At 57.6% G+C, this 22516-nt stretch carries 24 protein-coding genes; 18 read left to right on the forward strand and 6 right to left on the reverse strand.

The features are described from left to right. The first annotated feature begins 135 nt into the window (after nucleotides 1–135). The 10 genes from H0S68_RS04230 to H0S68_RS04275 all read left to right on the forward strand — a co-directional run bounded on the left by H0S68_RS04230 (nucleotide 136) and on the right by H0S68_RS04275 (nucleotide 8821). Nucleotides 136–975 (forward strand): MurR/RpiR family transcriptional regulator, encoded by an 840-nt coding sequence (locus H0S68_RS04230; RefSeq protein WP_128864363.1) that lies wholly within the window; start codon nucleotides 136–138, stop codon nucleotides 973–975. Nucleotides 976–1193: 218 nt separating this feature from the next. Further along, nucleotides 1194–1985 (forward strand): transporter substrate-binding domain-containing protein, encoded by a 792-nt coding sequence (locus H0S68_RS04235; protein WP_044548462.1) that lies wholly within the window; start codon nucleotides 1194–1196, stop codon nucleotides 1983–1985. A gap of 12 nt (nucleotides 1986–1997) precedes the next feature. Continuing rightward, nucleotides 1998–2663 (forward strand): amino acid ABC transporter permease, encoded by a 666-nt coding sequence (locus H0S68_RS04240; protein WP_020825348.1) that lies wholly within the window; start codon nucleotides 1998–2000, stop codon nucleotides 2661–2663. Continuing rightward, the gene (locus H0S68_RS04245) at nucleotides 2663–3319 is read left to right on the forward strand and encodes an amino acid ABC transporter permease (RefSeq protein WP_046374437.1); all 657 of its coding nucleotides are present in this window, start codon (nucleotides 2663–2665) and stop codon (nucleotides 3317–3319) included. Before H0S68_RS04240 ends, H0S68_RS04245 begins: the two co-directional genes overlap by 1 nt. Then, nucleotides 3300–4043, forward strand: coding sequence for an amino acid ABC transporter ATP-binding protein (locus H0S68_RS04250; RefSeq protein ID WP_044548464.1), 744 nt, complete (start codon nucleotides 3300–3302; stop codon nucleotides 4041–4043). Before H0S68_RS04245 ends, H0S68_RS04250 begins: the two co-directional genes overlap by 20 nt. A gap of 63 nt (nucleotides 4044–4106) precedes the next feature. Continuing rightward, nucleotides 4107–5348: a pyridoxal-phosphate-dependent aminotransferase family protein gene (locus H0S68_RS04255; RefSeq protein WP_046374436.1), complete on the forward strand. Its 1242-nt coding sequence runs from the start codon at nucleotides 4107–4109 to the stop codon at nucleotides 5346–5348. Beyond that, on the forward strand, nucleotides 5348–6622 hold the full coding sequence (hpxK, locus tag H0S68_RS04260; RefSeq protein WP_410529177.1) for an allantoate amidohydrolase: 1275 nt from the start codon (nucleotides 5348–5350) through the stop codon (nucleotides 6620–6622). The genes H0S68_RS04255 and hpxK overlap by 1 nt, the downstream gene beginning before the upstream one ends. Continuing rightward, the gene (gene uraD, locus H0S68_RS04265) at nucleotides 6603–7103 is read left to right on the forward strand and encodes a 2-oxo-4-hydroxy-4-carboxy-5-ureidoimidazoline decarboxylase (RefSeq protein ID WP_410529178.1); all 501 of its coding nucleotides are present in this window, start codon (nucleotides 6603–6605) and stop codon (nucleotides 7101–7103) included. Before hpxK ends, uraD begins: the two co-directional genes overlap by 20 nt. Then, nucleotides 7096–7431: a hydroxyisourate hydrolase gene (gene uraH, locus H0S68_RS04270; RefSeq protein ID WP_046374433.1), complete on the forward strand. Its 336-nt coding sequence runs from the start codon at nucleotides 7096–7098 to the stop codon at nucleotides 7429–7431. Before uraD ends, uraH begins: the two co-directional genes overlap by 8 nt. Before the next feature lie 37 nt (nucleotides 7432–7468). Continuing rightward, entirely contained in the window at nucleotides 7469–8821 is a 1353-nt protein-coding gene (locus tag H0S68_RS04275) for a nucleobase:cation symporter-2 family protein (protein ID WP_410529179.1), read from the forward strand. Between the two features lie 39 nt (nucleotides 8822–8860). On the opposite strand, the gene H0S68_RS04280 is transcribed toward H0S68_RS04275, so the two are convergent. Both H0S68_RS04280 and H0S68_RS04285 read right to left on the reverse strand, forming a co-directional pair. Continuing rightward, complete coding sequence (locus H0S68_RS04280; RefSeq protein WP_129982477.1) at nucleotides 8861–9634, reverse strand: amidohydrolase; 774 nt, start codon at nucleotides 9632–9634, stop codon at nucleotides 8861–8863. Further along, on the reverse strand, nucleotides 9622–10782 hold the full coding sequence (locus H0S68_RS04285) for a pyridoxal phosphate-dependent aminotransferase (RefSeq protein WP_410529180.1): 1161 nt from the start codon (nucleotides 10780–10782) through the stop codon (nucleotides 9622–9624). Before H0S68_RS04285 ends, H0S68_RS04280 begins: the two co-directional genes overlap by 13 nt. 162 nt (nucleotides 10783–10944) lie before the next feature. Between H0S68_RS04285 and H0S68_RS04290 the strand changes: the two genes are divergently transcribed. From H0S68_RS04290 to H0S68_RS04300, 3 genes are read left to right on the forward strand one after another with little or no spacing between them, the layout of a single operon-like run. Further along, nucleotides 10945–11559 carry a methylthioribulose 1-phosphate dehydratase gene (locus H0S68_RS04290; RefSeq protein WP_116691229.1) on the forward strand — a complete coding sequence of 205 codons (615 nt, stop codon included), beginning with the start codon at nucleotides 10945–10947 and terminating at the stop codon, nucleotides 11557–11559. Beyond that, a complete protein-coding gene (gene mtnC / locus H0S68_RS04295) occupies nucleotides 11556–12245 on the forward strand; it encodes an acireductone synthase (RefSeq protein WP_410529181.1) in 690 nt (229 codons plus the stop codon). The genes H0S68_RS04290 and mtnC overlap by 4 nt, the downstream gene beginning before the upstream one ends. Further along, entirely contained in the window at nucleotides 12242–12784 is a 543-nt protein-coding gene (locus tag H0S68_RS04300; RefSeq protein WP_044548476.1) for a 1,2-dihydroxy-3-keto-5-methylthiopentene dioxygenase, read from the forward strand. The genes mtnC and H0S68_RS04300 overlap by 4 nt, the downstream gene beginning before the upstream one ends. Nucleotides 12785–12797: 13 nt before the next feature. Here H0S68_RS04300 and mtnA read toward each other — a convergent pair whose 3' ends face one another. After that, nucleotides 12798–13826: an S-methyl-5-thioribose-1-phosphate isomerase gene (gene mtnA, locus H0S68_RS04305; RefSeq protein ID WP_020825361.1), complete on the reverse strand. Its 1029-nt coding sequence runs from the start codon at nucleotides 13824–13826 to the stop codon at nucleotides 12798–12800. 144 nt (nucleotides 13827–13970) lie between these two features. On the opposite strand from mtnA, the gene mtnK reads away from it, so the two are divergent. Further along, on the forward strand, nucleotides 13971–15170 hold the full coding sequence (mtnK, locus tag H0S68_RS04310; protein ID WP_128864371.1) for an S-methyl-5-thioribose kinase: 1200 nt from the start codon (nucleotides 13971–13973) through the stop codon (nucleotides 15168–15170). Nucleotides 15171–15255: 85 nt separating this feature from the next. Here mtnK and H0S68_RS04315 read toward each other — a convergent pair whose 3' ends face one another. Both H0S68_RS04315 and fadE read right to left on the reverse strand, forming a co-directional pair. Next, nucleotides 15256–15408, reverse strand: a complete 153-nt coding sequence (locus tag H0S68_RS04315; protein ID WP_041414251.1) for a Hok/Gef family protein — start codon at nucleotides 15406–15408, stop codon at nucleotides 15256–15258. A 288-nt stretch (nucleotides 15409–15696) separates the two neighbouring features. Further along, the gene (gene fadE / locus H0S68_RS04320; protein ID WP_201895707.1) at nucleotides 15697–18153 is read right to left on the reverse strand and encodes an acyl-CoA dehydrogenase FadE; all 2457 of its coding nucleotides are present in this window, start codon (nucleotides 18151–18153) and stop codon (nucleotides 15697–15699) included. Nucleotides 18154–18398: 245 nt separating this feature from the next. Between fadE and lpcA the strand changes: the two genes are divergently transcribed. Next, nucleotides 18399–18980, forward strand: a complete 582-nt coding sequence (lpcA, locus tag H0S68_RS04325) for a D-sedoheptulose 7-phosphate isomerase (protein ID WP_004949058.1) — start codon at nucleotides 18399–18401, stop codon at nucleotides 18978–18980. 97 nt (nucleotides 18981–19077) lie between these two features. Beyond that, on the forward strand, nucleotides 19078–19884 hold the full coding sequence (locus tag H0S68_RS04330; protein ID WP_020825364.1) for a class II glutamine amidotransferase: 807 nt from the start codon (nucleotides 19078–19080) through the stop codon (nucleotides 19882–19884). Here the strand turns inward: H0S68_RS04330 and dpaA are convergent. Next, on the reverse strand, nucleotides 19816–20586 hold the full coding sequence (gene dpaA, locus H0S68_RS04335; protein WP_020825365.1) for a peptidoglycan meso-diaminopimelic acid protein amidase: 771 nt from the start codon (nucleotides 20584–20586) through the stop codon (nucleotides 19816–19818). The two genes, H0S68_RS04330 and dpaA, sit on opposite strands and share 69 nt — an antisense overlap. A 255-nt stretch (nucleotides 20587–20841) precedes the next feature. Between dpaA and H0S68_RS04340 the strand changes: the two genes are divergently transcribed. Next, nucleotides 20842–21129, forward strand: a complete 288-nt coding sequence (locus H0S68_RS04340) for a hypothetical protein (RefSeq protein WP_128864373.1) — start codon at nucleotides 20842–20844, stop codon at nucleotides 21127–21129. Nucleotides 21130–21163: 34 nt separating this feature from the next. Continuing rightward, entirely contained in the window at nucleotides 21164–22513 is a 1350-nt protein-coding gene (locus tag H0S68_RS04345) for a Na(+)-translocating NADH-quinone reductase subunit A (protein WP_410529182.1), read from the forward strand. Nucleotides 22514–22516: the final 3 nt, after the last annotated feature.

Here is a 22516-nt window from a genome sequence, read left to right on the forward strand (position 1 = left end):
TGTTTGAGGTCAGCTTCTGTCTCAAAGACAAGCAAGAGGCGTTCCATGTTTTCTTCGGCGGTAATAAACGCTTGCCAGCGGGTAGATTGGCCGTGCTATGTTCCGCTGAAACAAAGGTTACAAGCAGGAGCAGCAATGAAGCAGATCGATGAACGCCTGCGCGGGGAATATTCGCAGCTTACGCCGCAGGAACAGCGGGTAGCCGATTTTATTTTCGATCACTTTGACGACCTGATCAGCTACAACAGCGCCGAGCTGGCGCGCCTGAGTGGCGTATCCAAAGCTACCGTCAGCCGCCTGTTCAAACGCCTGGGCTACCCAAGCTACCGTGCAATGCGTGATGAACTGCGCACCCTGCGCCAGAGCGGTATGCCGCTGACCGATAATCGTGATGCGGTGCAGGGCAACACCCTGTTGGCGCGGCACTACAAGCAGGAAATGGCCAACCTTACTCAGTGGGTGAACCATATTGACGCCGGCCAGTTCAATGCGGTGATCGCCGCCCTGGTGCAGGCTCGGCGTGTGGTACTGATGGGGTTTCGCAACAGTTATCCGATTGCCATGCACCTGCGCCAGCAACTGATGCAGGTACGTGAGCAGGTGTTATTGATGCCGCAGCCCGGGCAAACGCTGGCGGAAGAGCTGGTCGATTTGGACCACGGGGACGTGGCCGTAGTTGTGGCTTTTCGCCGCCGGCCGCGTCAGTTGCGGGCCTTGCTGACGCAGTTGCAGATTCAGCAGGTTCCGACGCTGCTGGTGTGCGAACCGCAGGCGCAGTCGCTGATCCCACTGGCGAACTGGCACCTGGCGGCACCGCTGGATAGCGTTTCCGCTTTTGACAGCTATTCCGCCGCCATGAGCCTGGCCAATCTGCTCAGCAATGCCTTGCTGCATGAGACGCTGACGCAAGGACGCCAAAGGATCCATCAGATCGCCAATCTGTATGGCGATCTGGATGAGTTGGAACAGCGCTAATTTCCGCGCCATTTTGGTGCCTTCGCACTTTGATGGTGCGCATTTTTCTCCGTGATATCCCTTCCTCCTGCCACAGTCATGGCAGGGGAGTTTCCTCTTAGCCCCCTAACTCAAAGACAGCAAAGGTTAAGCTGGTTGACGCTCTCGATTGGCACATTAGTTGCAAAGTAATAATCAAAGAATCTTTTGTTTCATCATTTCACCATCGGGGATAGTCTATGAACTTCAAGAAAATCGGGGTAGCGGCGTTAGGGGCGGTGCTGTTGATGGCGCAGGCCACGTCGGTGATGGCGGATCAACTACAAGAAATCCAGCAGCGTGGCGTGTTGCGGGTAGCGGTACCGCAAGACTTCCCGCCGTTTGGCTCGGTAGGCACCGATCTGCAGCCGCAGGGTTATGACATCGATATGGCGCAGTATCTGGCCGACAAGATGAAACTTAAGTTGCAGCTGGTGCCGGTCACCAGTGCCAACCGCGTCCCTTATCTACAGACTAACAAAGTGGATTTGGTGATTTCCAGCCTGGGCAAAAATCCTGAACGCGAAAAGGCTATCGCTTTCAGCCGTGCCTATGCGCCGTTCTTCCTGGGGGTGTTTGGCCCTAAAGACACCGCGTTGAGCGATGCCGCTCAATTGGAAGGCAAGACCGTTGGCGTGACGCGCGGGGCGGTAGAAGACATGGTGTTGAGCGACACAGCGCCGAAGGGCGCGCAGATCAAACGCTACGAAGACAACAACACCACGCTGTCGGCCTACCTGTCCGGTCAGGTGCAATACATTGCTACCGGCAATCTGGTGGTGAGCGCTCTGGCGCGACAGAACCCGACCAAAGCGCCGGTGGCCAAGTTTATGTTGAAGGATTCGCCATGCTTCGTCGGCCTGCGTCTGGGCGAACCGGCGCTGAAAGCCAAAGTGGATGAATTGATTGAACAAGCGCTGAAAGACAACACCCTGAATGGGCTGTCGGAAAAATGGCTGAAAGCGCCGCTGCCCGCCCATCTTGGCGCGTAATGGGAGCACCCGATGACCTATCAGCTAAATTTTCCCGCGCTGTGGCCCTATCTGCCGGAGCTGTTGGCCGGTTTGCTAACCACGATTGAGTTGACGGCACTGGCCACCCTGATGGGCGTTGCGCTGGGGATTTTCGGGGCGGCGATCCGCAGCGGCAAAGCCAACCTGTTTAGCCGTGCCTGGGGGATTTACGTCGAGGTGGTGCGCAACACGCCGTTCGTGGTGCAGCTGTTCTTCATCGTCTTTGGTCTGCCGAGCCTGGGGTGGAAGCTGACCGCCGGGCAGGCGGCTCTGTTGGCGATGGTGATTAATCTGGGCGCCTACAGCACCGAAATTATACGCGCAGGCATTCAGGTGACGCCGAAAGGGCAGTGGGAGGCCGGGCGGGTGCTGGGCTTTAGCCGCAGCCAGACATTTTTGCGCATCGTGTTACCGCCGTCGCTGCAGCGCATTTACCCGGCGTTGGTCAGCCAGTGCATTATCGTCATGTTGGGCTCGTCGGTGGTGTCGCAGGTGTCGTTCGAAGAATTGACCTTTGCCGCCAACCTGATCCAGTCGCGCACCTTCCTCAGTTTTGAGGTGTATTTAGTGACGGCGTTGTTCTACCTGCTGCTATCGATACTGATGCGCCAACTGTTGCTGGCCGCCGGCCGCCGCTTTTTAGGGAGCCAGAACTGATGCTGACTTTTACCGACTGGGACATTGTGCGCAACCTGCTGCTGGCCGCGCGCTGGACGCTGTTGCTGTCGCTGACGGCGTTCTTTGGCGGCACACTGGTGACGCTGCCGCTGTTATTGCTGCGCCTGAGCAAGCGCCGGTGGGCCCTGCGTTTTGTCCGCTGTTATTCAGAGCTGTTTCAAGGCACGCCACTGCTGATGCAGCTGTTCCTGGCCTTCTTTGGGCTGGCGCTGTTCGGCATTGATGTTAGCCCCTGGGCCGCTGCGGCACTGGCACTGACGCTGTTTACCAGCGCTTTTCTGGTGGATATCTGGTCCGGCAGCATCGCCGCGTTGCCCAAAGGCCAATGGGAAGCGTCGCGTTGTCTTGGGCTGAGCTTCGGCCAGACCCTGGTGCGGGTAGTGGTGCCACAGGCGGTTCGCATTGCCATTGCGCCGACCGTCGGTTTTTCAGTTCAGGTGATCAAGGGCACCGCGTTGGCGTCGATCATTGGTTTTGTCGAACTGACCAAGGCAGGCACCATGTTAAACAACGTCACTTATCAACCCTTTAAAGTGTTCGGCCTGGTCGCGCTGGGCTATTTCCTGATGTGTTACCCGCTGTCGCGCTACAGCCATTATCTGGAGAGGAAGTTCCATGCCGCTCATCACAATTAATCAGGTTCAAAAATATTACGGCCAGAACCACGTGCTGAAGGGCGTGGATCTGGATATCGATATGGGCCAGGTGATTTCGATTATCGGCCGTAGCGGGTCGGGCAAGAGCACCCTGTTGCGCTGCATCAACGGGCTCGAGGGGTACCAGGAAGGCAGCATCAAACTGGGTGGCATGACCATCACCGACCGTGATTCGCAGGCGCGTGAGATCAGTCGCTCCATTGGCATGGTGTTCCAGAACTTCAATCTATTTCCCCATATGACCGCGTTGGAAAACGTGATGTTGGCACCGCGTCGGGTGCTGAAGAAAAGCCCGGCGGAATGCCGCGAGCTGGCGGAAGAGATGCTGAACAAGGTTGGGCTGGGTGAGCGGATGCATTATTCCCCGGCTAACCTTTCCGGGGGGCAGCAGCAGCGGGTGGCGATTGCCCGGGCGCTGGCGATGAACCCGAAGGTGTTGCTGTGCGACGAAATCACCTCGGCGCTGGATCCTGAGCTGGTGGGCGAGGTGTTGAAAGTCCTGGAGCAGTTGGCCAAAGAGGGTATGACGCTGATTCTGGTGACCCATGAAATGAACTTTGCCCGTGAGGTCGGTGACCGGGTGGTGTTTATGCACCAGGGCAAAGTGTGGGAGCAAGGCGACAGCCGCACGCTGTTCGCCAATCCGCAAACGCAGGAATTGAAACAGTTTATTGCTTCAGTTCGCGGCCTGTCTGAGGCGTGATATGCCATGAGGCGCGTGCTGCGTTCTGAGTTTACTGAGTTATTAAGCTGGTAAGGAATTAACATGTTGGATATTACCCAGTTCGATCAGATTAACCCACCTGCCCGTCTGCTGATGGGGCCAGGGCCGATCAACGCCGATCCGCGCGTGCTGCGTGCCATGTCTAGCCAGTTGATTGGGCAGTATGATCCGGCAATGACCGGCTACATGAATCAGGTTATGGAGCTGTATCGCGCGCTGTTTCGTACCGAAAACCGCTGGACGATGCTGATCGACGGCACCTCCCGTTCGGGCATCGAAGCGATGCTGGTCTCCTCCATCCGCCCCGGCGACAAAGTGCTGGTGCCGGTGTTTGGCCGTTTTGGCCATTTGCTGTGTGAAATTGCCCGCCGCTGTCGTGCCGAAGTGCACACCCTCGAGGCGCCGTGGGGGGAAGTGTTCAGTGCCGATCAGATTGAAGATGCGATCAAGAAGGTACGTCCGCGTCTGCTGTTGACGGTGCAGGGAGACACTTCGACCACCATGCTGCAGCCGCTGGATCAACTGGGGGATATCTGCCGCCGCCACGGCGTATTGTTTTATACCGACGCGACTGCATCCTTCGCCGGTAACCCGCTGGAAACCGATGCCTGGGGGCTGGACGCGGTATCCGCAGGCCTGCAGAAATGTCTGGGTGGGCCGTCCGGCAGTTCGCCGGTCACCCTAAGCCCGCAGTTCGAAGAGATCGTCCGCCGTCGCAAGTGCGTGGAGCAGGGGATCCGCACTGCCGATCATGCCGACGGTGACGATGAGATGATCTACTCCAACTATTTTGATCTCGGCATGATCATGGATTACTGGGGCCCCGAGCGTCTGAATCACCACACCGAAGCCACCAGCATGTTGTTTGCCGCGCGCGAATGTGCCCGGGTGATCCTGGAAGAGGGGCTGGATAACACCATCGCTCGCCACAGGCTGCACGGCGCGGCGATGCTGGCCGGCATTCAGGGCATGGGGCTTGAGGTGTTCGGCGATCTCGATAACCGCATGAACAACGTGTTGGGGGTGGTGATCCCGCCGCAGGTGCATGGCGAACAGGTGCGGCAGATGATGCTCAATGATTTTGCCATCGAGATCGGCACTTCGTTCGGCCCGCTGCAGGGCAAGATTTGGCGCATCGGTACCATGGGTTACAACGCGCGTAAAGACTGTGTGCTGCAAACCTTGACTGCGCTGGAAGCGGTGCTGAACCGTCTGGGTTTCGCCAGCAAGCAGGGGGAAGCGCTGCAGGCGGCCTGGAACACCTACGACGACGGGAGCCGGTGATGGCGTTGCGGTTAACCGCCCAGGAGGCGGAACAGGCGGCCGCACGGGTGATGGCGCGTTGCGACGCGCTGGCGGCGATCAGCGCTACGCCAGGCCAGCTGACGCGGGTTTATCTGTCGCCGGAGCATCGGCGCGCCAACCTGTTGGTAGGCGACTGGATGCGCAGTATCGGTATGCGGGTCTGGCAGGACGCCGTTGGCAATGTTTGTGGCCGCTACGAAGGTCAAACGCCAGGTGCGCCCGCGCTGTTACTCGGTTCGCATTTGGATACGGTGCGCAATGCCGGCCGTTATGACGGCATGCTCGGCGTATTGACCGCCTTGGAGGTGGTGGCGCATTTGCATCAGCAGCAGCGGCGTCTGCCGGTGGCGGTTGAAGTGATTGGTTTTGCCGATGAAGAAGGGACGCGATTTAGCGTCGCCCTGCTGGGCAGCCGGGGCATTACCGGCCAGTGGCCAGCCGAGTGGTTGGCGCGTACTGATGCCGAGGGCATCAGCGTGGCGCAGGCGTTGCGCGAGTTTGGCCTGGATCCGGCGGCGGTGGTTGAGGCGCGGCGAGCACCAGGTGATATCTGCGCTTATCTGGAATTGCACATTGAACAAGGGCCTTGTCTGGAGGCCGCCGATCTGGCCCTGGGCGTGGTGACGGCGATTAACGGCGCGCGTCGACTCCATTGCACCTTTAGCGGCGAGGCAGGCCATGCAGGCACCGTGCCGATGGGGCAACGCAAAGACGCCTTGGCGGCCGCGGCAGAGTGGATGGTGGCGGTTGAAGCGATAACCCGTACCCGCGATGAACATTTGGTGGCGACTGTCGGCTGTATCGAAAGTCTTCCGGGGGCGGTCAACGTCATTCCCGGTGAGGTGAAACTGTCGCTGGACGTTCGCGGCCCGCAAGATGGCCCGCTGGCGGCATTGCTTACGCAGCTGTTGGAACGGGCGCAGGAGATCTGCGCACGTCGCGGATTAGGTTTTGCCAGCGAGGAGTTTTATCGCATAAACGCAACGGAATGTGATGCAGATTTGCAGCAACGTTGGCAGCAGAGCGTGGCGGCGGTGCAGGGGCGCAGCATGGCTTTGCCCAGCGGTGCCGGGCATGACGCGATTGCCGTGTCGGCTTGCTGGCCGGTGGGCATGCTGTTTGTCCGTTGCGATCGCGGCATCAGCCATCATCCGGCCGAAGCCGTAAGCCAGACCGATGTGGCGCTGGCTATTCAGGCCTACTGCCAGACGGTGGCCAGTTGGGAGAACACCGATGAACCTGCAGCAGTTTAATCAATTGCCCGTGGCGGAAGCCGAGCGTTTGCTGCGGCCCTGCGTGAACATTGCGAGCTGGATAGCTTCAGTGATTGCGGCCCGGCCGTTCAGCAGCAGCGATGCCGCGTTGGCGGTGGCCTGGCAGGCGGCGCAGCGTTGGCGGCATGAAGAGGTCAGCCAGGCATTGGCGCAGCACCCGCGCATTGGCGAACGTGCCGCAGGCCAGGGGAAAGAGGCGCAATTTTCCAAGCGTGAACAGTCGGCGGTCAATGACCGGGATCCGGAATTGGCTCAAGTGCTGCTGGTGGGCAACCGGCGTTATGAACAGCAATTTGGCCAGGTGTTTTTGATCCGTGCCGCCGGCCGAGATGGGCGAGCCATTCTGAGTGAGCTGGAACGACGCTTGAACAACGACGTGGAGCAGGAGCGGCAGGAAACCGCCGAACAGCTGCGCGAAATCGTGATGCTGCGTTTTAAGGAGTTACTGAGCGATGAGTAATATCAGCACCCATATTTTGGATACCTCCCTGGGTAAACCGGCGGCAAAGGTGCGAGTCTGGCTGGAGCGGGAACAGCAGGGGCAATGGCGGGCGATAGCCGAAGGCACCACCGATGCCGATGGCCGCGCCCGTGAGCTAACGCCGGATGAGCTGCCCGCGGGGCATTACCGCCTGCATGCCGACGTGGGCGGTTACTTTACCGCAGACAATCGTGAAACGTTATACGCCACGGCGATCATCGATTTTGTCATCAAGGATGCGGCGCAGCATTACCATTTACCGCTGCTCATCAGCCCGTATTCCTATTCAACCTACCGGGGCAGCTAAACGCCCTTAGCGGTTAACCCGCATTGACGAGGTATCTATGGCTCTGTCTCAGGATAAGGGTGCGGCTTCGTGCTGCCCGGAAGATGAAAAATTGCCGCTGGCAAAAACCTTCGCCTACGGCCTGCAGCATATTCTGACCATGTATGGCGGCATCATAGCGCCGCCATTGATCATAGGTTCTGCCGCAGGGTTAGACGCCGCGCAAATTGGCCTGCTGGTGACGGCAGCGCTGTTTGTCAGCGGTTTGGCGACGTTATTGCAAACTCTTGGTGCGCCGGGTTTCGGCTCTCGTTTGCCGTTGGTGCAGGGCGTTTCCTTTGCGGGGGTCGCGACCATGGTGACCATAGTCACTGGCGACGGCGGGTTGCCTGCGGTGTTTGGTGCGGTGATCGCGGCGTCGTTGATTGGGTTACTGATCGCGCCGTTTTTCTCGCAGATTATTCGCTATTTCCCGCCGGTGGTGACCGGCACCGTGGTGACGGTGATTGGGTTGTCGCTGATGCCGGTGGCGGTACGCTGGGCGATGGGGGGCAACGCCAAGGCCGCAGATTGGGGATCAACCGGAAATATTGGCCTGGCGGCTTTCACACTTGCGGTTATTTTGTTGCTGAACAAGGTGGGTTCCCCGGGGTTAAAACGGTTATCGGTGCTGCTGGCGATGGCTGTCGGTTGTGTGGCGGCCGCGTGGGTGGGTAAGCTGAGCTTCGCTGCCGTAGGCCACGGGCCTTGGCTGGCATTCCCCGCGCCTTTTGCCTACGGTTGGCCAACCTTCGAACTGAGCGCAGTGCTATCCATGCTGTTGATCGTACTGGTATTACTCACGGAAACCACCGCCGGGCTGATGGCCGTCGGTGAAATTGTCGGCTCGCCGGTGAATGCGCGCCGTATCGCCAACGGGTTGCGTGCCGATATGTTGTCCAGCGCCCTGTCGCCGGTATTCAATTCGTTTCCGCAAAGCTCGTTTGCCCAGAATATCGGGCTGGTGGCGATCACCGGCGTGAAGAGCCGCTTTGTGGTCAGCGCCGGCGGGACGATTCTGGTGCTGCTGGGGCTGTTGCCGGTCCTTGGGCGACTGGTGGCCTGCATTCCGCTGCCGGTCTTGGGCGGCGCGGGTGTGGTGCTGTTCGGCTCGGTGGCCGCCAGCGGCATCCGCACTCTGGCCAAGGTTGAGTATAAGGACAACATGAATCTGGTGGTGGTAGCAACGGCGATTGCCTTCGGCATGATCCCTATCGTGATGCCGACCTTTTACGATCAGTTTCCGAACTGGGTGCGTACTTTGCTGCATTCAGGCATCAGTGCCTCGTGCCTGGTGGCGCTGTTGCTGAACCTGTTGTTTAACCGCATTGGGGGGACAGAAGAAAAAGCGGCGGAAGAAGAGCTTTCCTGAAGCAACGGGCGCGGTGTACCGGTACCGCGCCCGAAATGCTTAATCGTGGCGCAGGAAACTGTCGGCATCCCGCCAAGCCGGGAAGGCACTGCGATAGCTTTGCAGGGTTTCCAGCGACAGTTCCGCGTCAAGCCGTGCGGCAATGCCGGGTTCCGCCTGCGCCAGCGTTTCGCCCTGCGGGCTAAGGATCAGGCTGTCACCGCTGTAGTTCAGACCGTTGCCGTCTTCGCCGACGCGGTTGCAGCCGGCCACGTAGACCTGATTCTCAATGGCCCGTGCCGCCAGCAACGTTTGCCAGTGTTTGCTGCGCGGTGCCGGCCAGTTGGCGACGTACAGCGCCAGATCGTAATCCTGCTGGTAGCGAGACCAGACCGGAAAACGCAGGTCGTAACAAATTTGCGGCAGGATGCGCCAGCCGCGCCATTCGAAGATTTCACGCCGTTTGCCTGCCTGATAGTGCAGGTGTTCACCCGCCATGCGGAACAAGTGGCGCTTATCGTAGGCATGCACCCGGCCGTTAGGCTCCACCAGCAGGAAACGGTTAACCGCGCCCTCGGCGGTTTTCAGCGCCACGCTGCCGCCAACCAGCGCGTTGTTTTTGTTCGCCCAGCCGTGCAGCCAGTCAATCACCAGCTGTTCCGGCAGCGCACTTTCCCCGGCATCCATGGCAAAACCGGTAGTAAACATCTCCGGCAATACGATCAGATCGCGGCCGCTTAAGGGGGCCAGCAAGGCGTCAAAATGTTGCAGATTGGCTTGGCCATCTCGCCACACCAGGGGTTGCTGCAACAGGGTAATTTTTAAAGTCGACATAACCGCTCCGCAGCTGCATCCAGCGTGGCATCCTGTTTAGCGAAGCACAGCCGGATCAATTTATGAGGGAAAGGATCGGCACAGAAGACCGACAGCGGGATCGCCGCCACGCCTACGTGCTCGGTTAACCAATGACAGAATGCCACGTCGTCCAGATCCGAGACCGCGCTGTAATCCGCCAGTAAGAAGTATGTCCCTTCGCAGGGTAAAATTTCCAGTCGGCTACTGGACAGCGCCTGCACGAAACGGTCGCGCTTGGCGCGGTAAAACGCAGATAGCTGCTGCCAGTGTTCCGGTTCGCTGCGCAGCATATCGGCCAGCGCCAACTGTGCCGGGGTGTTAACCGAGAAGGTCAGGTACTGGTGTACCTTGCGCACTTCCGCACTCAGCGCTGCCGGGGCGACGCAATAACCCACTTTCCAGCCGGTCATGTGGAAGGTTTTGCCGAAGGATGACACCGCAATGGCGCGTTGGCGCAGCTGCGGGTGGGCCAGCACGCTGGCATGTCCCCCTTTGGCGAAACAAATATGCTCATAGACTTCATCGCTGAGCACATAGATTTCACGCTCGCTAATGGCATGCCACAGCTGTTGCATATCTTCCGCCTGCCAGGCGGTGGCGGAAGGGTTGTGCGGCGTATTGAGGATCACCAGGCGGGTGCGGGGCGACAATAATTCTTCGAACTGTCGCCAATCGACGCTAAAGGCCGGTGGCTGCAGCGCAATGCGTTTCAGCGTACCGCCGGACAAGGTGACCGCCGGCGCATAGCTGTCATAGCTGGGATCGAAGCAAATCACTTCATCTCCCGGACGCACCAACGCGCTGATGGCGGCGAACAGCGCTTCGGTAGCCCCAGCCGTGACGGTAACTTCGCTGGTCACGTCCGGCAGCCAGCCATACAGCGCCGCCGTTTTCTCGGCGATGGCTTCGCGCAGGGGCGCGACGCCGGTCATCGGTGCATATTGGTTTGCGCCCTGGCTGACATGCCAGGCCAGACGCTCTTTCAGGTAGTCCGGGCCATCGAAATCGGGGAAACCCTGAGACAGGTTGATTGCCTGATGCTGCGCTGCCAGCGCGCTCATCTGGGTGAAAATGGTGGTGCCCAGAGCGGGCAGTTTGCTTTCGGGAATCAATGCTGAAGTGCTCATAGCAGGCTAATACTCCTGGCGCTTATGTTGCCGTCAATATAACACGATGTTAGTATTTGGCAATCAAGACGCTTAGATGGCTAAATGAAGAAAAAATCTAATCATTAATCAAATCATTCTAAGCTTCACCTGCTGGACGACCTTACTAACCGGGAAACGATAATGACCGAAAATCCGCAACTTACAGCGCTGTTGTCTGCCTGTCACTGGATTGGCGAAAAGGGCTGGTGCCCGGCGACCGGCGGCAACATGTCGCTGCGTCTTGATGACCGACACTGTCTGGTGAGCGAATCCGGCAAGGATAAAGGCAGCCTGAGCGAATCGGATTTCCTGCTGGTGGAAACCGCCACCAACCATGTGCCGAGTGGCCGCACACCCTCGGCGGAAACCGGCCTGCATACCTTGATTTACCGGCTGTACCCGCAGATTGGCGCGGTGTTGCATACGCATTCGGTGAATGCGACAGTGTTGTCACGCGTTGAATCCAGTGAGCGTTTGGTGTTGCAGGGCTATGAGATGCAAAAATCTCTCGCCGGGCAGAGCTCTCATCTGGATGCCGTAGCGATCCCCATTTTCGACAACGATCAGGACATTCCGCGCTTGGCCGCGCGCGTCGCGGCCTATGCCGAAGTGACGCCATTGCAGTACGGTTTTCTGGTGCGGGGTCACGGCCTGTATTGCTGGGGCCGCCAGGTTGCGGAGGCTCGTCGTCACCTTGAAGGGCTGGAATTCCTGTTCCAGTGCGAACTGCAACGCCGTTTACTGGAGGCAAAATGATCCGCGCCATCGTCACTGACATTGAAGGTACCACCAGCGATATCCGCTTTGTTCATCAGGTGCTGTTTCCCTATGCGCGTGAACGTTTGGCACCGTTTATCCGTCAGCACCAGGCAGAGGCTGAGGTGGCTGCGCCGCTGGCTGCCCTGCGTCATGAGATTGATCAACCGCAGGCGGATATTGAGCAACTTATTGCCGCGCTCTACCGTTTTATGGACGAAGATCGCAAATCCACCGCGCTGAAGGCACTGCAAGGTATCATCTGGCGCAGTGGCTACCACAACGGTGATTTTCGCGGGCATTTATACCCTGAAGTGGCCGGGCAGCTAAGTGCCTGGCAGCAGCAGGGGCTGAAGCTATACGTTTACTCTTCCGGCTCGGTGGAAGCGCAGAAACTGCTGTTCGGCAACAGTGATGCCGGCGATCTGCAGCCATTGTTCAGCGGGTATTTCGATACCCACGTCGGGGCCAAGCGTGAAACCGCCTCGTACCGCAATATTGCCAATGAAATCGGTATCGCCGCCGACGAGCTGCTGTTCCTTTCCGATATTCATCAAGAGCTGGATGCCGCGCGAGCCGCCGGTTGGCATACCTGTCAGCTGATCCGCGACGACGCCGATGCGCAGAGCCGGCACCCGCAGGTTAACCGTTTTGATCACATCGATTTAGGGGAGTTTACCTCATGAGTGGATTGACGATTTTCAGCGATAAAGAGCCGCAGCAGCCGCTGTGGCAGAGCCGCGACGCCGAAGCTATTCAGCAGCAACTGGCACAAATCGGCGTGCGTTTTGAACGCTGGCAGGCCGATCGTGAACTGGGTGACAACCCGGAACCGGCGGCGGTGATTGCCGCTTACCAGCATGAAATTGATCGTCTGGTGGCGGAAAAAGGCTACCAGAGTTGGGATGTGATCAGCATGCGTCCGGACAACGCCCAGCGCGAAGTGCTGCGCGAGAAGTTTCTTTCCGAACACACCCATGGTGAAGATGAAGTGCGGTTTTTTGTCGAAGGCGCGGGGCTGTTCTGTCTGCATCTGAACGGCAAGATCTACCAGATCCTGTGCGAGAAGAACGATCTGATTTCCGTGCCGGCAGACACTCGCCATTGGTTTGACATGGGATCGGCGCCGAATTTCACGGCGATCCGCGTGTTCGATAACCCGGAAGGCTGGGTGGCACATTTCACCGGCGATAAAATCGCCGATGCTTATCCGCGTCTCAACTGATACTGCGCGGGCGTTAGCCTAACGCCCGCTGGAAGATCCCATCATTGACCTGCTGTGGTGTAATCACACCGCTGTCAAACACCCAACCGCTGATAAGCTTCGCCGGCGTGACGTCAAACGCCGGGTTGTAAACCTGCGCATCGGTTGGCGCCCATTGGCATGAGCCAAAACTGCCCGACACACCGGTCACCTCAGCTGCGGCGCGCTGCTCGATAGGGATGGCTGCGCCGTTCGGACAGTGGGGGTCGTGCGTTGTATGCGGGGCGGCAACGTAGAAGGGGATGTTGTGGTAATGCGCCAGGACTGCCAGGCTGTAGGTGCCTATTTTATTGGCAACGTCACCGTTGGCAGCGATGCGATCGGCACCCACCCATACGGCGTCGACCTGGCCCTGCGCCATCAGGCTGGCAGCCATGGAGTCGCAAATCAACCGATAAGGAATACCCAGTTCGCCCAGCTCCCAGGCGGTCAAGCGGCCACCCTGCAGCAGCGGCCGGGTTTCATCCACCCACACCTGCTGCACTTTGCCCTGCTGATGGGCGCGTAGTAGCACGCCAATGGCAGTACCGACGCCAGCGGTCGCCAAGCCACCGGTATTGCAATGGGTCAGCAGGCGACTGCCGGGTTTTACCAGTTCGGCTCCGTGGTCGGCAATGCGATCGCACAATTTGCGGTCTTCTTCCACTAACCGCAAGGCTTCTTCCACCATCGCCGCCACCCAGTGCGGTTGCGCCAGCGCCAGCTTCATGCGGTCCAGATTGTTCATCAGATTGACCGCCGTCGGCCTTGAAGCACGCAGAGTGATCAGTGCCTGCTCAAGCTGTTCACGCGGCAGCCCACGTTCTGCCAACAGGGCCAACAGCAGGCTGGCGGACAGGCCGATCAGCGGTGCGCCCCGCACCCGCAAGGTATGAATATGATCAACCAGTTCCTCTACGCTGTCGCAGGTTCGCCACTGTTTTTCCTGCGGCAAAGCCTGCTGATCGAGGATCCAAAGTCGGTTGTCACGCAGGGTCAAACTGGTGGTGTTAAGCGCTTGCATCGGCGGTTAATTCCTTGTTGCGTAGTTATTGCATCTGGAAAGCTATTCTGCCAACATGACTTCCAGATGTATAGACGTCCAAATGCTTTTACGTCTAAAAAATAATAATCGTTGTGTCAGAGAGACAGGAAAGAGGGGTTGGGAATGTCGCATTATCGTACGTTTACTGCTGCCGATGCCGTTGAGTATGCTCGCCAATACGGACAGTTAGCCGATCCGCAGGCGCTGGTGAGCGCTGACGAGATTGGTGACGGCAATCTGAACCTGGTGTTCAAGATCCGCGATCGCGACGGTGTGAGCAGGGTGATCGTTAAACAGGCGCTGCCGTATGTACGCTGCGTGGGCGAATCCTGGCCACTGACCCTGGATCGGGCACGGATCGAAGCGGAAACTCTGTTGATCCACGGCGGTTTTTGCCCAAGACATACGGTAAAAGTGTTGCATCATGATCCCGAGCTGGCGGTGATGGTGCAGGAAGATCTTTCCGACCACCACATCTGGCGCAGTGAACTGCTCAAGGGCCACTATTACCCGCTGGCGGCCGGGCAATTGGCGGAATATTTGGCGCAGACCCTGTTCCATACCTCCGACTTTTATCAGACGGCACAGGCAAAAAAGGCCGAAGTTAGTCGCTTCACCAACCCAGAACTGTGCCAGATCACCGAAGATCTTTTCTTTACCGATCCCTATATCGATCATGAGCGTAATCAGTTTGACCCGGTGCTGCTGCCCCAGGTGCTAGAGCTGCGTAACGATCCCGCGTTGAAGCTGGCGGTGGCTGGACTGAAACACCGCTTTCTGAGCAAGGCGGAAGCGTTGCTGCACGGCGATATCCACAGCGGCTCAATTTTTGTTGCGGAAGGCAAGTTGAAGGCGATAGACGCCGAGTTTGGTTTCTATGGGCCGATCGGGTTTGACGTCGGCAGCGCCTTGGGCAATCTGTTGTTGAACTACTGCGGTCTGCCGGGGCTGTTAGGGCCGCGTGACGCCGCCGCCGGGCGAGAACAACGCCTGCAGGATGTGCGCGAACTCTGGCTGATTTTTGCCGATCGCTTCCTGGCGCTGTGCCACCAATACACTCGTGAGCCGGCGCTGGCGGTGCCAGGTTACGCCGAGCAGTTCCTGCAGCAGGTGTGGGCGGATGCGGTAGGTTATTGTGGCAGCGAACTGATTCGCCGCACTATCGGTCTGGCACACGTGGCCGATCTGGACAGTATTAGCGATGCCGAGATGCGTGCAGAATGCCAGCGCCACGCATTGAGCCTTGGCCGAGCGCTGATCGTTAATGCGTCGCAGATCGAACATATCGATGCACTGCTGGCGCGCATTCGCCAAAACGGCTAGCAGCCTGACGGATGCGGCGAGGAAGGGTGCTCATGGATCTGTCGTAACAACCAACAGGCGGGGCGAGCCCCGCCGTTGGGTTGCCTTACCGTTCGGGTTCGTAAGCCAAAATGGCTGCAACCTCCGTGTCCCCCAGTTTGATGCGCAATTCACACAGTGAACCGCGAGTGATCCACATCAGCGCGATAAGCGTTATGCAGATAATCATCAGCCTAAGAACGACCCGTTCCTGCTGCATTTTTGACCTCCTTATCCTTGCCTTCCGGCGGGTAAGAGGCTAACCTGACGTTGTTGAGACGTTCAGAGTGGCCTCGGGTTGATGTATCGACTCGGGGCCTTTCTCTTTCTATCCTCGACTAAACTGAAGCTCCGGACAGAAAGATCCAGAGCACCCACCGGCAGTCTATCCGATAATCCTCAGGGTTAAATTAGCCGTTCTGGTAACGTTGCGAACGGCTGCGCATTTCTCAGTGGAAATAAAAAAGGGGCGATGATTATCGCCCCTGAGTGCACGTGTTTATTGCCGTTACGCGGCTTCGGTATGCTTCTGGCGCTTATCCTGCTTTAGCGGCTTTTCCGGCTTGCTGGCCGCCAGCGCATCCGGCTCGAAATCATCCACGTTGATGGAACGCAGACGGCTCTCTTCGGCTTTCACCAGGATCTTCGCTTCATCGGCGCTGATTTTGCCTTCTTCCAGCGCCCGTTGTGCCAAACGATCCAGTCGGGTGAATGGCAGGTTTTTACCACTCTCCTTACACAGACGCAGGTGAATTGGCTCTGCGGCAATCACGTCCGCCAATGCGGCTTCCAACAGGCCTACCGGGTTATGCTCGCTCGGCGTCAGATACTGACCGCGCCCCAGACGGCTGCGGGTGGCAGACGGCTGTTGGAGGATCTTGGCCAATTGGTGATCCAGACGGTCAGAAGGTGCAGTATGCACGCGGCCGAACGGGAAGATCACGAAGCGCATCGCACCGGCGATAAAGCGGTTCGGGAAGTTGCGCAGCAGATCGTCCAACGCTTGTTCCGCCTGGTGCAGACTGTCCTGCACGCCCCAGTGAACCAGCGGTAAATCTTCTTTCTGACGGCCTTCGTCTTCAAAACGTTTCAGCGTAGCGGAAGCCAGGTACATTTGGCTGAGAATATCCCCGAGACGGGCCGAGATACGTTCGCGGCGCTTCAGGCTGCCGCCCAGCACCCCCATAGAAACGTCCGACAGCAGCGCCAGGTTAGCGCTCAGGCGGTTCAACTGCTGATAATAGCGACGAGTCGCGTCTTTGGTCGGTGTGCCACTGGTGCGGCCGTTGGTCAGGCCCAGCCAGAAGCTGCGCACCTTGTTGCTGCCTACATGGCCCAGATGGCCGAACAGCGATTTATCGAAGGCGCTCAGGTCGTTATTTTGCGCTGCCGCCATTTCATCCAGTACATAAGGATGGCAACGGATAGCGCCCTGACCGAAGATCATCATGGTACGGGTCAGGATATTCGCGCCTTCCACCGTGATGGCGATAGGCGCGCCCTGATAGGCACGGGCCAGGAAGTTGGATTTGCCCAGCATGATGCCTTTACCGCCGGCAATATCCATTGCATCGATGATTGCCTGCTGGCCTCTGTGGGTACAGTGGTATTTCACGATGGCCGACAGCACCGCCGGTTTCTCGCCCAGCATCAGGCCGCTGGTGATAAGCGTAGCCGCGGCATCCATCACATAGGTGTTACCGGCGATACGCGCCAGTGGCTCTTCAATGCCTTCCATTTTGCCGATCGAGATTTTGAACTGACGGCGGATATGGGCGTAAGCGCCAATGCCCAACGCCATGGATTTCACGCTACCGGTGGAGTTGGAAGGCAAGGTGATGCCACGGCCTACCGACAGACATTCAACCAGCATGCGCCAGCCCTGACCGGCCATTTTTGGCCCGCCAATGATGTAATCGATAGGTACGAACACGTCGTTACCGCGGGTAGGGCCGTTTTGGAACGGCACGTTCAGCGGGAAGTGACGGTTACCGATTTCAACGCCCGGAGTGCTGGTTGGGATCAGCGCACAGGTGATGCCCGGCGATTCGTTGTTGCCCAGCAGGTGGTTCGGGTCATAAAGTTTGAACGCCAGGCCCAGCACGGTCGCCACCGGTGCCAGCGTGATGTAGCGCTTGTTCCAGGTCAGGCGCATGCCCAACACCTGCTCGCCTTGCCACTCACCCATGCAGACGGTACCGACATCCGGAATAGCGCCGGCATCGGAACCCGCTTCCGGGCTGGTCAGGGCGAAACAAGGGATCTCGTCGCCGCGCGCCAGGCCCGGCAAGTAATGATTTTTCTGCTCGTCAGTCCCGTAATGCTGCAGCAGTTCGCCCGGACCGAGGGAGTTGGGCACGCCAACGGTGATCGCCAGGATACCAGAAACGCCAGCCAGTTTTTGCAGCACGCGAGCCTGAGCATAAGGAGAGAAGTCCAGGCCGCCGTACTCTTTCTTGATGATCATCGCGAAGAAGCGGTGTTCTTTCAGGTACGCCCACAGTTCCGGCGGCAAATCGGCCAGTTCGTGGGTGATCTGGAAGTCGTTGGCCATGCGGCAAGCTTCTTCCACCGGGCCGTCAATAAACGCCTGCTCTTCGGCGGTCAGTTGCGGTTTCGGGTAATTATGCAGCTTGTTCCAGTCCGGCGTCCCGCGGAACAGATCGCCTTCCCACCAGGTGGTACCGGCTTCGATCGCTTCCTTTTCGGTGGTGGACATAGGCGGCATTACCTTGCGGAACGCACGCAGCGCCGGTGCAGACAGCATCGAACGGCGCAGTGACGTGACGTTCAGCGGCAGCAGGATAATCGCCAGCGGCAGCAGCATCCAGAAGGTCCAAAGACCGATGGCGCCCATGGCGGCGGTGTATGCCAGCAGGATAAGGCTACTGAGGGTGAGGTTCACTCGGTGATAGAACACCACACCAATGAGTGCCAGTAAAACAACAATACTAAGAACCATCATAAGAAGCTCCAAAGTGGCAAGAGGTCTGACCTGTTGTGTGTATGTAATAGGTTTTAGTACAAGCCCATATTTTTATCAATGCATTTACAGTTTAATTACAACTTAAGTCACAATCTGACCGCACCAATCATCAAAAACCTCAGCGGCACCTCAACGAAGGCGCTGTTTGACTCAGAGTGCTTCTCGGTTTTTCCCCGATCCGGTACACTGCGGGGCGGAAGATTGACGATAACAAGAGGTTCCTCATGTACCACGACCTTATTCGCAGTGAACTGAACGAAGCGGCCGATACCCTGGCGAAATTTATCAATGACGATGCCAATATCGACGCCATTCAACGCGCGGCAGTGCTGCTGGCCGACTCCTTCAAAGCCGGCGGGAAAGTCATTTCCTGCGGTAACGGTGGCTCCCACTGTGACGCCATGCACTTTGCCGAAGAGCTGACCGGCCGCTACCGTGAAAACCGCCCAGGCTATCCGGCGATTGCCATTTCCGACGTTAGCCACCTGTCTTGCGTCAGCAACGACTTCGGCTACGAGTATGTGTTTTCGCGCTATGTGGAAGCGGTAGGCCGCGAAGGCGACGTACTGCTGGGCATTTCCACCTCAGGCAACTCCGGCAACATCATTAAAGCTATCGAAGCGGCACGTGCCAAAGGGATGAAAGTGATCACCCTGACCGGCAAAGACGGTGGCAAAATGGCCGGTTCCGCAGACGTGGAAATCCGCGTACCGCACTTCGGTTACGCCGATCGCATCCAGGAAATTCATATCAAAGCGATCCACATCTTGATTCAGCTGATCGAAAAAGAGATGGTTAAGGCTTAACGGCTTTAGGGGGCGCACAGCCCCCGCTAATATTGTATTGGGGTGCGCGTGCTGCGCTCCAATAGACGGCGTCAGGGTGGTTAAGGAGTGGCAAGCGATGTGTGAACTGCTCGGGATGAGCGCAAACGTACCGACCGATATTTGCTTTAGCTTTACCGGGCTGGTTCAGCGCGGTGGCCGTACCGGGCCACATAAAGATGGTTGGGGCATTACCTTCTATGAAGGGAACGGTTGCCGCACGTTTAAAGATCCCCAGCCGAGTTTCGACTCGCCGATCGCCCGTCTGGTGCAAGAATATCCGATTAAGTCCTGTGCGGTGGTTTCGCATATCCGCCAGGCTAATCGCGGTGAAGTGGCGCTGGAGAATACCCACCCTTTTACCCGTGAGCTGTGGGGCCGTAACTGGACCTACGCGCACAATGGCCAATTGAAAGGCTATCGCCAGTTGGAAACCGGCAACTTCCGCCCGGTCGGCCAGACTGACAGCGAATATGCTTTCTGCTGGTTGCTGCACCAGCTTTCCCTGAAATACCCTCGTACTCCGAGCCGTTGGCCGCCGGTATTCCGCTATATCGCGCTGTTGGCGGATCAACTACGCCAGAAAGGGGTATTCAACATGCTGCTGTCGGACGGGCGCTTTGTGATGGCGTACTGCTCCACCAATTTGTATTGGATCACGCGTCGTGCGCCATTCGGCAAAGCGACGTTACTCGATCAGGACGTGGAGATTGATTTCCAGCAGCAGACCACACCCAACGATGTGGTCACGGTGATTGCCACCCAACCGCTGACGGCGAATGAAACCTGGCACAAGATCGCGCCAGGCGAATTCGCGTTATTTCACTTCGGTGAGCGGCTTGGCCTGAGCGAAGGGATTGGTGCTGACAGCGGGAGCCGTGGTTGACGCATACTGCGTCATCTGGCTGCTGCTCATCAACGGTTGGCCCAGCACGTACTGACCGTTGGATACCCCCACCATTGGCGGTTGATGGTTTTTGACGAAGTAGTCATAACCCGGCTTCAACTGGCGCCAAAAAGCGATGTAGTTAGACGAACTGTGTCGCTTCAGGTTTTGATCGGTCATGCGGAACGGGTAGATACTGATATCAATCCGGCTCTGACCATAAGCGAACGCGGCTTCGACATAACGATAAATCTCATCCATATAGGTGTTGGTCATCGCGTAACACCCAATTGATTTGCATTCACCGTGGATCATCAGATAAGCGCCGGAATACCCCTGTGATTTATCGTAATCATTAGGGAAGCCGATATTTATTGCCCGATAATACTTACTGTCGGGTTTCAGATGGCGCGAGTCGACGCTATAAAAGCCTTCCGGACTTTTAAAGTCACCTTCACGACGTTTCGGGCCCAGGCCGCCGGAGAAATTGCAGATAGGGAAAGAGTTCACCAGGCGGAATTCATTGCCCATTTTGGCATACAACTCCAGCGTGCGTTCTTCTTTGAATATCTGAATATAAACCGGTGAACCCACTAATTGCTGCTTAACCACCGGCGCCTCGGGAACCTGCTCGCTGGCGCTGCAGGCCGTGATCATCGGCATAGAAAAAAGCATCGCAAACAACAACGCGATTTTGCTCATTATTATTCCTGCTTATATTTATCTGCTGGCTCAATGTAGACATGGCCAACATGCCACTGATTATTGTTTTACGGTCTTAAAACACCGTCAGATTACCAGCGTGTTCTTTTTTAGCAATATGCGATGTGTATAAAAAAACTACAAACTTCGATAAAAGTGAATCGACAGGCAGATTTTAACGATTAGTGGTGTAAAACAGCGAAAATTTAATTGCGTTTGCTTGACTCAGGTCACTGCCCAGCGCAGAAAAATGTTGTGAAAAATGTTAATATCCCGGCTCGAATTAATCTGCTGTTACGTCCGCAGAATGAGGTGTTGAGCTTACTTCTCGGGGGGATTGAATCACCCCTGCGGCAACAAAGTATTAACAGCGTTTTTAGCGCGCAAAAATGGATCCAGGAGTTATCAACGGAATGTTCGCGACCCCATTTTGTCAGTGCGAAAGATTTCATGTTGAGCGTGATGCCGTTGCGCTTAACCCAGAGGCTGCTGATGCAGTCTCATCATCCAGGTATCGTCAGCACCAGCCTCTGGGGCCGGTAAGACGTGTGAAACTAACCAACATCGTATAAATCTTATGATTAAAATCAGAAAAGGGTTAGATCTGCCCATTGCCGGAACACCGGTTCAGGCAATTCATGACGGCCCAATCATTCAGCATGTCGCCCTGCTTGGGGAAGAATACGTCGGAATGCGCCCGTCCATGCTGGTGCAGGAAGGCGATAGCGTTAAGAAAGGTCAGGCGCTGTTCGAAGATAAAAAGACTCCCGGCGTATTCTTCACTGCGCCAGCCAGCGGCCGCATCGTAGCCATCAACCGTGGTGAACGGCGCGTTTTGCAGTCGGTGGTGATCGCCATCGAAAATGGCGGTGACGAACAGCTGGAGTTTGCCCATTACCCGATGGCGGAACTGGCCATGTTGCCGCGCGAGCAGGTCGAAAGCGAACTGATCGCCAGCGGCTTGTGGACGGCGTTGCGCACCCGCCCTTTCAGCAAAACCCCTGTACCGGGAACGACGCCGCGTGCCATTTTCGTTACCGCCATGGACAGCCAGCCGCTGGCTGCCGATCCGTTGGTGATCATTACCGAACAGCTGTCGGCATTTAACGCCGGGTTATCGGTATTGGCACGCTTGACCGACGGTAAAGTCCACGTCTGTCACGCATCAGGTGCGAACCTGGGCAAGCAGCCGGATGCACAGGTGACCTATAACGAGTTTGCCGGCCCGCATCCTGCCGGGTTGGTGGGTACCCATATCCACTTCCTCGAACCGGTCAGTTTGAAAAAAACCGTCTGGCATATCGGTTATCAGGACGTGATCGCTATAGGGACGCTGTTCACTACCGGCAAGCTCGATACCGATCGGGTGGTGGCGCTGGCCGGCCCGCAGGTGGAACAGCCGCAGCTGCTGCGTACCCGCCTGGGGGCCAGCCTCGATGAACTGACCGCCGGCCGTCTTAAAGCCGGTGAAAACCGGGTGATTTCAGGCTCGGTGCTGAGCGGTACCCACGTCGCCGGCCCTAACGCCTATCTTGGCCGTTTCCACTCGCAGGTTTCCGTGCTGGAAGAAGGGCGTGATAAACAGCTGTTCGGCTGGATCGCGCCGTCGCCGGATAAATTCTCTATCACCCGCACCACGCTGGGCCATTTCCTGAAAAACAAGCTGTTCGCCTTCTCGACCACCACCCACGGTGGCGAACGCGCCATGGTTCCGATCGGCAACTATGAGCGGGTAATGCCGCTGGACATTCTGCCGACGCTGCTGCTGCGTGACCTGCTGGCAGGTGACAGCGACAGTGCACAGGCGCTGGGCTGTCTGGAGCTGGATGAAGAAGATCTGGCGCTTTGCACCTTCGTCTGCCCCGGCAAGTATGAATACGCTCCGGTGCTGCGCGACGTGCTGACCAAGATTGAGCAGGAAGGATAACCG

The organism is Serratia sp. AXJ-M, from assembly GCF_046531865.1.
Lineage (GTDB): Bacteria > Pseudomonadota > Gammaproteobacteria > Enterobacterales > Enterobacteriaceae > Serratia > Serratia liquefaciens.

Bases quoted from the DNA above. Each gene is read 5' to 3' on its own strand.
- H0S68_RS04230 (WP_128864363.1), top strand. From the start codon at position 136: ATGAAGCAGATCGATGAACGCCTGCGCGGGGAATATTCGCAGCTTACG.
- H0S68_RS04235 (WP_044548462.1), top strand. From the start codon at position 1,194: ATGAACTTCAAGAAAATCGGGGTAGCGGCGTTAGGGGCGGTGCTGTTG.
- H0S68_RS04240 (WP_020825348.1), top strand. From the start codon at position 1,998: ATGACCTATCAGCTAAATTTTCCCGCGCTGTGGCCCTATCTGCCGGAG.
- H0S68_RS04245 (WP_046374437.1), top strand. From the start codon at position 2,663: ATGCTGACTTTTACCGACTGGGACATTGTGCGCAACCTGCTGCTGGCC.
- H0S68_RS04250 (WP_044548464.1), top strand. From the start codon at position 3,300: ATGCCGCTCATCACAATTAATCAGGTTCAAAAATATTACGGCCAGAAC.
- H0S68_RS04255 (WP_046374436.1), top strand. From the start codon at position 4,107: ATGTTGGATATTACCCAGTTCGATCAGATTAACCCACCTGCCCGTCTG.
- hpxK (WP_410529177.1), top strand. From the start codon at position 5,348: ATGGCGTTGCGGTTAACCGCCCAGGAGGCGGAACAGGCGGCCGCACGG.
- uraD (WP_410529178.1), top strand. From the start codon at position 6,603: ATGAACCTGCAGCAGTTTAATCAATTGCCCGTGGCGGAAGCCGAGCGT.
- uraH (WP_046374433.1), top strand. From the start codon at position 7,096: ATGAGTAATATCAGCACCCATATTTTGGATACCTCCCTGGGTAAACCG.
- H0S68_RS04275 (WP_410529179.1), top strand. From the start codon at position 7,469: ATGGCTCTGTCTCAGGATAAGGGTGCGGCTTCGTGCTGCCCGGAAGAT.
- H0S68_RS04280 (WP_129982477.1), bottom strand. From the start codon at position 9,634: ATGTCGACTTTAAAAATTACCCTGTTGCAGCAACCCCTGGTGTGGCGA.
- H0S68_RS04285 (WP_410529180.1), bottom strand. From the start codon at position 10,782: ATGAGCACTTCAGCATTGATTCCCGAAAGCAAACTGCCCGCTCTGGGC.
- H0S68_RS04290 (WP_116691229.1), top strand. From the start codon at position 10,945: ATGACCGAAAATCCGCAACTTACAGCGCTGTTGTCTGCCTGTCACTGG.
- mtnC (WP_410529181.1), top strand. From the start codon at position 11,556: ATGATCCGCGCCATCGTCACTGACATTGAAGGTACCACCAGCGATATC.
- H0S68_RS04300 (WP_044548476.1), top strand. From the start codon at position 12,242: ATGAGTGGATTGACGATTTTCAGCGATAAAGAGCCGCAGCAGCCGCTG.
- mtnA (WP_020825361.1), bottom strand. From the start codon at position 13,826: ATGCAAGCGCTTAACACCACCAGTTTGACCCTGCGTGACAACCGACTT.
- mtnK (WP_128864371.1), top strand. From the start codon at position 13,971: ATGTCGCATTATCGTACGTTTACTGCTGCCGATGCCGTTGAGTATGCT.
- H0S68_RS04315 (WP_041414251.1), bottom strand. From the start codon at position 15,408: ATGCAGCAGGAACGGGTCGTTCTTAGGCTGATGATTATCTGCATAACG.
- fadE (WP_201895707.1), bottom strand. From the start codon at position 18,153: ATGATGGTTCTTAGTATTGTTGTTTTACTGGCACTCATTGGTGTGGTG.
- lpcA (WP_004949058.1), top strand. From the start codon at position 18,399: ATGTACCACGACCTTATTCGCAGTGAACTGAACGAAGCGGCCGATACC.
- H0S68_RS04330 (WP_020825364.1), top strand. From the start codon at position 19,078: ATGTGTGAACTGCTCGGGATGAGCGCAAACGTACCGACCGATATTTGC.
- dpaA (WP_020825365.1), bottom strand. From the start codon at position 20,586: ATGAGCAAAATCGCGTTGTTGTTTGCGATGCTTTTTTCTATGCCGATG.
- H0S68_RS04345 (WP_410529182.1), top strand. From the start codon at position 21,164: ATGATTAAAATCAGAAAAGGGTTAGATCTGCCCATTGCCGGAACACCG.